The 9,414-nt window shown below is 65.7% G+C and carries 11 protein-coding genes; 8 read left to right on the forward strand and 3 right to left on the reverse strand.

The genetic code is table 11. From position 1 onward, the window contains the following. Positions 1 to 119: 119 nt before the first annotated feature. The 7 genes from BLR75_RS09600 to modC all read left to right on the forward strand — a co-directional run bounded on the left by BLR75_RS09600 (position 120) and on the right by modC (position 4,880). The gene (locus tag BLR75_RS09600) at positions 120 to 443 is read left to right on the forward strand and encodes an ArsR/SmtB family transcription factor (protein WP_084315469.1); all 324 of its coding nucleotides are present in this window, start codon (positions 120 to 122) and stop codon (positions 441 to 443) included. Then, the gene (locus BLR75_RS09605; protein ID WP_084315471.1) at positions 440 to 874 is read left to right on the forward strand and encodes a YeeE/YedE family protein; all 435 of its coding nucleotides are present in this window, start codon (positions 440 to 442) and stop codon (positions 872 to 874) included. Before BLR75_RS09600 ends, BLR75_RS09605 begins: the two co-directional genes overlap by 4 nt. A gap of 4 nt (positions 875 to 878) precedes the next feature. Further along, positions 879 to 1,304 (forward strand): DUF6691 family protein, encoded by a 426-nt coding sequence (locus BLR75_RS09610; protein ID WP_084315473.1) that lies wholly within the window; start codon positions 879 to 881, stop codon positions 1,302 to 1,304. After that, positions 1,301 to 2,164 carry an MBL fold metallo-hydrolase gene (locus BLR75_RS09615; protein ID WP_084315475.1) on the forward strand — a complete coding sequence of 288 codons (864 nt, stop codon included), beginning with the start codon at positions 1,301 to 1,303 and terminating at the stop codon, positions 2,162 to 2,164. The genes BLR75_RS09610 and BLR75_RS09615 overlap by 4 nt, the downstream gene beginning before the upstream one ends. A 183-nt stretch (positions 2,165 to 2,347) precedes the next feature. Further along, positions 2,348 to 3,103 (forward strand): molybdate ABC transporter substrate-binding protein, encoded by a 756-nt coding sequence (gene modA, locus BLR75_RS09620; protein ID WP_084315476.1) that lies wholly within the window; start codon positions 2,348 to 2,350, stop codon positions 3,101 to 3,103. Positions 3,104 to 3,118: 15 nt separating this feature from the next. Next, positions 3,119 to 3,796, forward strand: a complete 678-nt coding sequence (modB, locus tag BLR75_RS09625) for a molybdate ABC transporter permease subunit (RefSeq protein WP_084315478.1) — start codon at positions 3,119 to 3,121, stop codon at positions 3,794 to 3,796. A gap of 1 nt (position 3,797) precedes the next feature. Continuing rightward, positions 3,798 to 4,880, forward strand: a complete 1,083-nt coding sequence (modC, locus tag BLR75_RS09630) for a molybdenum ABC transporter ATP-binding protein (protein WP_084315480.1) — start codon at positions 3,798 to 3,800, stop codon at positions 4,878 to 4,880. 554 nt (positions 4,881 to 5,434) lie between these two features. Here the strand turns inward: modC and htpX are convergent. The 3 genes from htpX to BLR75_RS09645 all read right to left on the reverse strand — a co-directional run bounded on the left by htpX (position 5,435) and on the right by BLR75_RS09645 (position 8,111). Then, a complete protein-coding gene (gene htpX / locus BLR75_RS09635) occupies positions 5,435 to 6,307 on the reverse strand; it encodes a protease HtpX (protein WP_084315481.1) in 873 nt (290 codons plus the stop codon). Positions 6,308 to 6,437: 130 nt separating this feature from the next. Further along, complete coding sequence (locus tag BLR75_RS09640; protein ID WP_084315483.1) at positions 6,438 to 6,878, reverse strand: hypothetical protein; 441 nt, start codon at positions 6,876 to 6,878, stop codon at positions 6,438 to 6,440. A 21-nt stretch (positions 6,879 to 6,899) separates the two neighbouring features. Further along, positions 6,900 to 8,111 carry a pyridoxal phosphate-dependent aminotransferase gene (locus BLR75_RS09645; RefSeq protein WP_084315485.1) on the reverse strand — a complete coding sequence of 404 codons (1,212 nt, stop codon included), beginning with the start codon at positions 8,109 to 8,111 and terminating at the stop codon, positions 6,900 to 6,902. Between the two features lie 321 nt (positions 8,112 to 8,432). Between BLR75_RS09645 and msrB the strand changes: the two genes are divergently transcribed. After that, positions 8,433 to 8,828 carry a peptide-methionine (R)-S-oxide reductase MsrB gene (gene msrB, locus BLR75_RS09650; protein WP_084315487.1) on the forward strand — a complete coding sequence of 132 codons (396 nt, stop codon included), beginning with the start codon at positions 8,433 to 8,435 and terminating at the stop codon, positions 8,826 to 8,828. Positions 8,829 to 9,414 lie beyond the last annotated feature (586 nt).

Genomic DNA, 9,414 nt, shown 5'->3' on the forward strand with positions numbered 1-9,414 from the left:
GCATTCTCCGCGTATCCAGCCCGGATCGGACATGAAGACGATAGTCGCGTCTGCCGGCTGGAATTCTGCAGCTCGTCATTATATATTTTCATATATTGTATTTTTGTAGAGTGATCACGATGTCAGCCATCGAACAACCGGATCTCGCGCGTCTGCACCAGTCCGCGGATGAGGCCGCGCGCCTGCTCAAGGCGCTGGGCAATCCCGACCGCCTGCTGCTGCTGTGCATGCTGTCGCAGGAGGAAAGCCACGTCGGCGGGCTGGAGGAGCGCACGGGCATCGGTCAGCCGACGCTGTCCCAGCAGTTGGCCGTGCTGCGTCGCGAAGGGCTGGTGGACACCCGCAAGGAAGGCAAGCAGGTCTACTACCGGATCAGCAGTCCCCAGGCACTGGCGGTGATCCAGACGCTGTACCGGCTGTTCTGTGCGGAGGAGGCCCGATGAGCATCGACTGGAATGCCTTCACGCCATGGAGCGCGCTGGCGGGTGGTGTGCTGATCGGCCTGGCCGCCGGGGCGTTCGCCCTGCTCAATGGGCGCGTGGCGGGCATCAGCGGCCTGCTCGGCGGTCTGCTCGCGCGCGGCGGGGAAGGACGCGGGGAGCGCCTGTTCTTCCTTCTCGGCCTGTTGGCTGCGCCGCTGCTCTGGCTGGCCTGGCGGCCGCTGCCGACGCTGCGCTTCGACGCTGCCTGGCCTGCTCTGCTCGCTGCCGGACTGCTGGTCGGGCTCGGCAGCCGCCTCGGCGCCGGCTGCACCAGTGGCCATGGCGTCTGTGGCCTGGCCCGGCTGTCGCCGCGTTCGCTGCTGGCGACCCTGTGCTTCATGGGCAGCGGTTTCGCCAGCGTATTCGTCATCCGCCATCTGCTGGGGAGCTGAGCGCATGAACCGTCTGACAGCCTTTCTCTGCGGCCTGCTCTTCGGCCTTGGCCTGTTGCTGGCCGGCATGGCCGACCCGGCCAAGGTGCTGGCGTTCCTCGACCTCGCCGGCGCCTGGGACCCCTCGCTGGCGCTGGTGATGGCGGGCGCCATCGGCGCGGCGCTGCTGCCTTTCGCCTGGGCGCGGCGGCGTTCGCGCAATTTCCTGGGCGGGGCGATGCAGCTGCCGCAGACGCGGCGGCTGGACACCCGCCTGGTCCTGGGAAGCATGGTATTCGGCGTCGGCTGGGGCATCGCGGGCATCTGCCCGGGGCCGGCACTGGTCGGCCTTGGCGCCGGTTACTGGCAGTCGGCGCTGTTCTGCCTGGCGATGCTGGGCGGGATGGGCATCCATGAATGGCTGCAGCGGCAAGCAGGAGGCAGGGCATGAACGCTCAGATCGAGGCTTTCTTCGACCCGCGGACATACACCTACAGCTACGTGGTGCGCGATCCGGCGAGCGACGCCTGCGCCATCGTCGATCCGGTGCTGGACTACGATGCCGCCGCCGGGCGCATCGGCCATGCCAGCGCCGACCCGGTGATCGCCCATGTCCGCGAGCAGGGCCTGCGCGTCGAATGGCTGCTGGAAACCCATGCCCACGCCGATCATCTGTCGGCTGCCGCCTACCTCCAGCGGCAGTTGGGCGGGCGTGTCGCCATCGGAGCGGGAATCACCCGCGTGCAGCGTACCTTCGCCGGATTGTTCAACTGGGGGGAGGAATTCCGTACCGATGGCAGCCAGTTCGACCGCCTGCTGGAGGATGGCGAGGAACTGCGGATCGGCAACCTGACGCTGCGCGTGTGGCATACCCCTGGACACACGCCGTCCTGCGTGAGCTATCTGGTGGGGGATGCGGCCTTCGTCGGCGATACGCTGTTCATGCCCGACTACGGTACCGCGCGCTGCGACTTCCCCGGCGGCGATGCGCGCATGCTGTATCGCTCGATCCAGCGCCTGTTCAGCCTGCCGGACAGCACCCGGCTGTTCATGTGCCACGACTACAAGGCACCGGGGCGGGAGCATTTCCGCCACGAAACCAGCGTGGCCGAACAGCGCCGCGACAACCTGCACGTGCGCGCGGGTATCGACGAGGAAACCTTCGTCGCCATGCGCCAGGCACGCGATGCCACCCTTGCGATGCCGGCGCTGATGCTGCCGGCGATCCAGGTGAACATGCGCGCCGGCCACCGTCCTCCGGCCGAGAGCAATGGCGTGCACTATCTGAAGATTCCGCTCGACCAGCTCTGAGTCGGTCCGGAGGAGGTATTCCCTCCAGCCTCGATTTTCCCGTTCCGCATGTATTGACCTCGCGGTCAATGAATGCAGAATGTCGCGGCGCTCATCGTTATGTAATTTTTGCTATAACGGGTGGCGAGCAGGATTTTCTCAAGCTGGAACACCGAGGATCACATGGGACTACCTGGCAATCAGATGAAACACCGTTTCGCCCGCCTCACGCTGGCCATCGCCTCCTGCCTGGCTTTCCATTCCGCCCTGGCCGACGAGGTGCAGGTCGCCGTGGCGGCCAACTTCACCGCGCCGATCCAGGCCATCGCCAGGGACTTCGAGAAGGACACCGGGCACAAGCTGGTTGCGGCCTACGGCGCCACCGGGCAGTTCTACGCGCAGATCAAGAACGGCGCTCCGTTCGAGGTGTTCCTGGCGGCCGACGACAGCACCCCGGCGAAGCTGGAGCAGGAGAAGGAAATCGTCCCCGGCTCGCGCTTCACCTATGCCACGGGCAGCCTGGCGCTGTGGTCGCCGAAGGAGGGCTACGTCGATGACCAGGGTGCGGTGCTGAAGAAGAACGAGTTCCGCCACCTCTCCATCGCCAACCCGAAGACCGCGCCCTACGGCCTGGCAGCGACCCAGGTGCTGGACAAGCTGGGCCTGAAGGACAAGCTCGCCGGCAAGATCGTCGAGGGGCAGAACATCAGCCAGGCCTACCAGTTCGTTTCCAGCGGCAACGCCGAGCTGGGCTTCGTGGCCTTGTCGCAGATCTACAAGGATGGCAAGGTCAGCGGCGGTTCGGCCTGGATCGTGCCGGCCGACATGCACGAGCCGATCCGCCAGGATGCGGTGATCCTCAACAAGGGCAAGGACAACGCCGCGGCCAAGGCTCTGGTGGAATACCTGAAAGGACCGAAGGCAGCCGAGGTCATCAAGTCCTACGGCTATCAGTTGTAAGGCAGGGAACACTCGATGCCACTCACCTCGGCGGATATCTCGGCCATCGTTCTCACCCTCGAGCTGGCGTCGCTGACCACCCTGATCCTGCTGCTGATCGGCACGCCGATCGCCTGGTGGCTGGCGCGCACCCGTTCCTGGCTGAAAGGCCCGCTGGGGGCAGTGGTGGCGTTGCCGCTGGTGCTGCCGCCGACGGTGATCGGCTTCTACCTGCTCGTCGCCATGGGGCCGGACGGATTCATCGGCCAGCTCACCCAGGGCATGGGCATCGGCCTGCTGCCGTTCAGCTTCGCCGGGCTGGTGGTGGGTTCGGTGTTCTACTCGCTGCCCTTCGTGGTACAGCCGCTGCAGAACGCCTTCGAGGCCATCGGCACGCGCCCGCTGGAGGCCGCCGCGACGCTGCGGGCGAGCCCGCTGGACTGCTTCTTCAGCGTGGTCCTGCCGCTGGCGCGGCCGGGCTTCGTCACCGCCGCGATCCTCGGCTTCGCCCATACGGTGGGCGAGTTCGGCGTGGTGCTGATGATCGGCGGCAACATCCCGGGGAAGACCCGCGTGGTCTCGGTGCAGATTTTCGACCACGTCGAGGCCATGGAGTACGCCCAGGCGCACTGGCTGGCCGGCGGCATGGTGGTGTTCTCCTTCTTCGTGCTGCTGGCGGTGTATGCCAGTCGCCGTTCCCAGTCATGGACCTGACATGAGCATCGAGGCGCGTTTTCGTCTGGACTACCAGGGCTTCGGCCTGGACGTCGACCTGCAGCTGCCCGGGCGCGGGGTGAGCGCGCTGTTCGGCCATTCCGGCTCGGGCAAGACCACCTGCCTGCGCTGCGTGGCCGGCCTTGAGCGAGCCGCCAGCGGCTATCTGGCGGTGAACGGCGAGGTCTGGCAGGACAGCGCCCGGCGCCTGTTCCTGCCGCCGCACAAACGCGCCATCGGCTACGTGTTCCAGGACGCCAATCTGTTCGAGCACCTGTCGGTGCGGCGCAACCTCACCTACGGCATGAAGCGCGTGCCGCGCGACTGGCACCGCGTCGAACTGGAGCAGGCCACCGAACTGCTCGGCATCGGCCACCTGCTGCAGCGCATGCCGCGCAATCTTTCCGGTGGCGAACGGCAGCGCGTCGGCATGGCCCGGGCGCTGCTGACCAGCCCGCGCCTGCTGCTGATGGACGAACCGCTGGCGGCGCTGGACCTCAAGCGCAAGGCGGAAATCCTGCCGTACCTGGAGCGCCTGCACGACGAACTGGATATCCCGATCCTCTACGTCAGCCACTCGCCGGACGAGGTGGCGCGGCTGGCCGACCACCTGGTGCTGCTGGAAGAGGGCCGCGTGCGCGCCAGCGGTCCGGTCGGCGCGACCCTGGCGCGTACCGACCTGCCGATCTCCCTGCTGGAGGACGCTGGCGTGGTGGTGGAAGGCCGGGTGCTCGGCCACGACGCCGTCTACGGCCTGCTCGACCTCGGCCTGCCCGGCAGCGACCAGCGCATCCGCCTGGCCCACGCCGCGCTGGAGCCGGGCAGGGCGCTGCGGATCAAGGTGCAGGCGCGGGACGTCAGCCTGGGCCTGGAACGCCAGGCGCACAGCAGCATCCTCAACGTGCTGCCGGCGACGGTGACGGAGATCGCCGCCACCGATACGCCGGCGCATCTGCTGGTGAAGCTGGACGTGGCCGGCACGCCGCTGCTGGCGCGGATCACCCGCTATTCCCATGACCAGCTGGGAGTACGCGCGGGGCTGGCGGTCTGGGCGCAGATCAAGTCGGTGGCGGTGCTGGCGTAGGGGAGGCTCCGCGTCCTGTGTAGGAGCAACTGTCTTCGCACCATGGCGAGCCGCTGGCGTAGGGCGAATGAAGCGGAACGCTTCATCCGCCGATAAGGCCGCGCCGATGGGATGGCGGATAGCGCTGGCGCGCTATGCCCTACGTGGCTGTTCAGGGCCCGCTGGACGCCATACCTGTAGGAGCCAGGGGGACGCCTAGTTCTTGCTGGCGAACCAGGTTTTCCCTCAACGTCGGCGTGGAAGGAGAACACGGCAATCGCCAGCAAGCTGGCTCCTACAGGTTCTGTGCGTGCCTCAGGAGCGACGCGACTCCATGTAGGAGCGGGCCATGCCCGCGAGTCGCACGCATGGCGTGCTCCTACACGTAGGGAGAATGATGTGGAATGCTTCATCCGCCGGTAGTCCGCGGCGGATAACGCTGGCGCGTTATGCGCCCTACCCACAACGGTCTCCGCCGACCTGTAGGCGGGCCATGTCCGCGACATCGCGCGTTCCCGCAGAAATAAAAAAAGGGCGACTTTCGTCGCCCCGTCCCAAGTGTGAAACCGTTCGGCTCAGCGTGCGTTGCGCAGGGCCTCGATGCGTTCTTCCAGCGGCGGGTGGCTCATGAACAGGCCGGCTAGGCCGTGCTTCAGGTTGCCGTTGATGCCGAAGGCCTGCAGGGTGTCCGGCATCTGCACCGGCACGCCCTGTTCGGCGCGCAGGCGCTGCAGCGCGGCGATCATCGCGCCGGTACCGGCCAGGTGGGCGCCGGCGGCGTCGGCGCGGTATTCGCGCTTGCGCGAGAACCACATGACGATGATGCTCGCCAGGATGCCCAGCACCAGTTCCGCGAAGATGGTCGCGACGAAGTAGCCGATGCCCGGGCCGTCCTCGTTCTTCAGGATCGCCTTGTCGACGAAGTTGCCGAAGATGCGTGCGAAGAACATCACGAAGGTGTTCACCACACCCTGGATCAGCGCCAGGGTGACCATGTCGCCGTTGGCCACGTGGCCGATCTCGTGGGCCAGCACGGCCTTCACTTCTTCCGGCGAGAAGCGTTCCAGCAGGCCCTGGCTGACGGCCACCAGGGCGTCGTTCCGGTTCCAGCCGGTGGCGAAGGCGTTGGCCTCGTAGGCAGGGAAGATGCCCACTTCCGGCATCTTGATGCCGGCTTCGCGGGAGAGTTCTTCCACGGTCTGCAGCAGCCATTGTTCATGGCGGGTGCGCGGCTGGCTGATGATTTCGGTGCCGGTGCTCATCTTCGCCATCCACTTGGAGATGAACAGCGAGACCAGCGACCCGGCGAAGCCGAATACGGCACAGAAGATCAGGAGGCTGCCGTAGTTCTGGCCGGTGAACCGGTCCACGCCGAGCAGTTTCAGGGTGATGCTGGCGATCACCAGAACTGCCAGGTTGGTGGCCAGGAACAGCAGAATGCGCATCATGGTGTAAAGCTTCTCCTCGACTAAGGGATTTCCGGGCGCACGGACGCTCCGGAGAGTGGCTGAAAGTATGCGGCTATATAGGGTTCGCCCCCCAGCCGATTCAACCCGGGGACTATTTCAAACTGTGTCTCTATGCCGGCCCGGAGCCACTTTCGAAGAATAGCCGGGTCAGGCGCGCGATGCGTTCGCCGTGGCGACTGGCCAGCGCCTCGCGCAACTGATAGGCGAGGGTGGCGCGGTCGCGTTGCACGCTGGGCGGCAGGCCTTCCTCGGTGTGCGCGGCATGGGGCAGGACGCGGGTCAGGCGCAGGAAGGCCTTTTCGGTGAGGACCGCCTGGTCCAGCGCCTCGTAGCGGATGGTCGACTCGTAGCGCAGGTAGCCTTCCTCGGCCAGCCACAGCAGGGCGCCGAGGCAGCTCTGGTGGCGGGCGCTGGGCAGGCCAAATTCGTCGGGTTCCTCGCGGCCGATCAGGTCCTCGACATAGAGGGTCATCCGCCGCGGGAACGCCTGGTAGAGGGAAAGCAGCCCGGCAGCGGCGTCCCGGTAGAAGTCGTCGATCTGCAGATCCATGGGCACGCTGCCGGGTGTCGATTACTGGCGGTAGGTCTTGAGGAAGTTGCCGATGCGGCCGATGGCCTGTTCCAGGTCGTCGACGCGGGGCAGGGTGACTACCCGGAAGTGATCCGGCCATGGCCAGTTGAAGGCGGTGCCCTGGACGATCAGCAGTTTCTCGGAGAGCAGCAGATCGAGGACGAACTTCTCGTCGTTGTGGATCGGGCAGACCTTCGGGTCGATCTTCGGGAAGGCGTAGAGCGCGCCCATCGGCTTGACGCAACTGACCCCGGGGATGTCGTTGAGCAGTTCCCAGGCGCGGTTGCGCTGCTCGAACAGGCGGCCGTGCGGCAGCACCAGGTCGTTGATGCTCTGGTAGCCGCCGAGCGCGGTCTGGATCGCGTGCTGCGCCGGCACGTTGGCGCACAGGCGCATGTTGGCGAGGATGTCGAGGCCCTCGATGTAGCCCTGCGCCTTGTGCTTCGGCCCGGAGATCGCCACCCAGCCGGAGCGGAAGCCGGCCACGCGGTAGGACTTGGACAGGCCGTTGAAGGTCAGGCAGAGCACGTCCGGCGCCAGGGAGGCGGTGGAGATGTGCTGGGCCTCGTCGTAGAGGATCTTGTCGTAGATCTCGTCGGAGAACAGCACCAGGTTGTGCTGGCGGGCCAGCTCGACGATGTCCTGCAGGACTTCCTTCGAGTACACCGCGCCGGTCGGGTTGTTCGGGTTGATCAGCACCAGCGCCTTGGTGTTGGCGGTGATCTTCGCCTTCATGTCGTCGACGTCGGGGAACCAGCCGGCCTGCTCGTCGCACAGGTAGTGCACCGGCTTGCCGCCGGCGAGGGCCACGGCGGCGGTCCACAGCGGATAGTCCGGCGCCGGGATCAGCACCTCGTCACCGTTGTTCAGCAGCGCCTGCATGGCCATCACGATCAGTTCGGACACGCCGTTGCCGAGGTAGATGTCCTCGATGCCGACGCCTTCCACCTGCTTCTGCTGGTAGTACTGCATCACCGCCTTGCGCGCGCTGAACAGGCCCTTGGAGTCGCTGTAGCCCTGGGCGGTCGGCAGGTTGCGGATGACGTCCTGGAGGATTTCGTCCGGGGCCTCGAAACCGAACGGCGCCGGGTTGCCGATGTTCAGCTTGAGGATGCGGTGGCCTTCCTCTTCCAGGCGTTTGGCGTGCTTGAGCACGGGCCCGCGGATGTCGTAGCAGACGTTGGCGAGCTTGTTCGATTTGCTGACCTGCATGATGTGGAGTTCCCGAAGTGGACGAACCCCGCGAACAGCGAAGGAGCGCATGCGGCGCTCGACTTGGCAGGCTGTGACGCGGGTGACAGACTGGCTGCGATGAACTGCTCGGAAATTGCCTGCGCTTTGTGTCCTGTAAACTGAAAATCCCCAGGAAAACGGAGATATGAACGGAAAAACGCCTTTTTTCAGGCGTTTTTATCGTTGAGAGCTCCTTGCGCGGCAGATTCTGAATCAGCCCCTGAAGCCACGCATCATACGTGCGGCCCGGTCCCGGGAAAAGAGAGCGATCGGGCTTTTTTCCGCTAGCGAGGTACAGCGATGGACAAGACCGAAAAACCCCTGGAAGCCTGGCGCGAGGAACTCACCGACCAGCAGTTCCATGTCTGCCGCCTGGGCGGTACCGAACGCGCCTTCACCGGCGAGTATTACGCCACCAAGACGCCCGGCATCTACCACTGCGTCTGCTGCGGCGCGGCGCTGTTCGATTCCGATGCCAAGTACGATTCCGGCAGCGGCTGGCCGAGCTATTTCCAGCCGGTCTCGGCGGAGGCCATCGCCGAATACGAGGATTCCAGCCACGGCTTGCAGCGCATCGAGGTGCGCTGCAAGCAGTGTGAGGCGCACCTGGGCCATGTGTTCCCCGACGGCCCGCGTCCCACCGGGCTGCGCTACTGCATCAACTCGGCGTCGCTGAAGCTGGTGCCGAAAGAGTGACCTCAAGGGCCCGCCACCGAGCGGGCCTTTGCTTTTCTGCTCTTCGTAGGAGCGAGCTTGCTCGCGAAAGTGTTCGGCAGCGGGTTCATTGGTTCGCGAGCAAGCTCGCTCCTACAGTGGACTGCGGCATTCCCACGCGGGAGCGTGGAAACCATGAAATATGTCGCGGGCATGGCCCTCTCCTACAGGTTTCGGCACTCGCTATACGCACGGCACGAACTGTAGGGTGGATCACGCTCCATCGATCCACCATGGCCGCGCATGCGGCCCCGCAATGGTGGATGGAAAAGCGCCATCCACCCTCATCCCCGCAGCACACCGAACCTGTAGGAGCCAGCTTGCTGGCGATCCGAGGTACCAGCCGGCAACGCTGTGCACAGGGAAACCAATTGATCGCCAGCAAGCTGGCTCCTACGAAAACAGAGCCGTACCCCGACCGGTAGAAGCGCGCCATGCGCGCGATTCGCGGGCATGGCCCGCTCCTACACGGCCCATTGGATCCCCGCGTTCGCGAGGACGACGGGGGTTGGGAGTCGCACGGAGTTACCCGAGAAATCCGTCATTACTCGCTGCGCTCGCCCTTCGG

It is taken from the genome of Pseudomonas jinjuensis (genome assembly GCF_900103845.1).
Classification (GTDB): domain Bacteria; phylum Pseudomonadota; class Gammaproteobacteria; order Pseudomonadales; family Pseudomonadaceae; genus Pseudomonas; species Pseudomonas jinjuensis.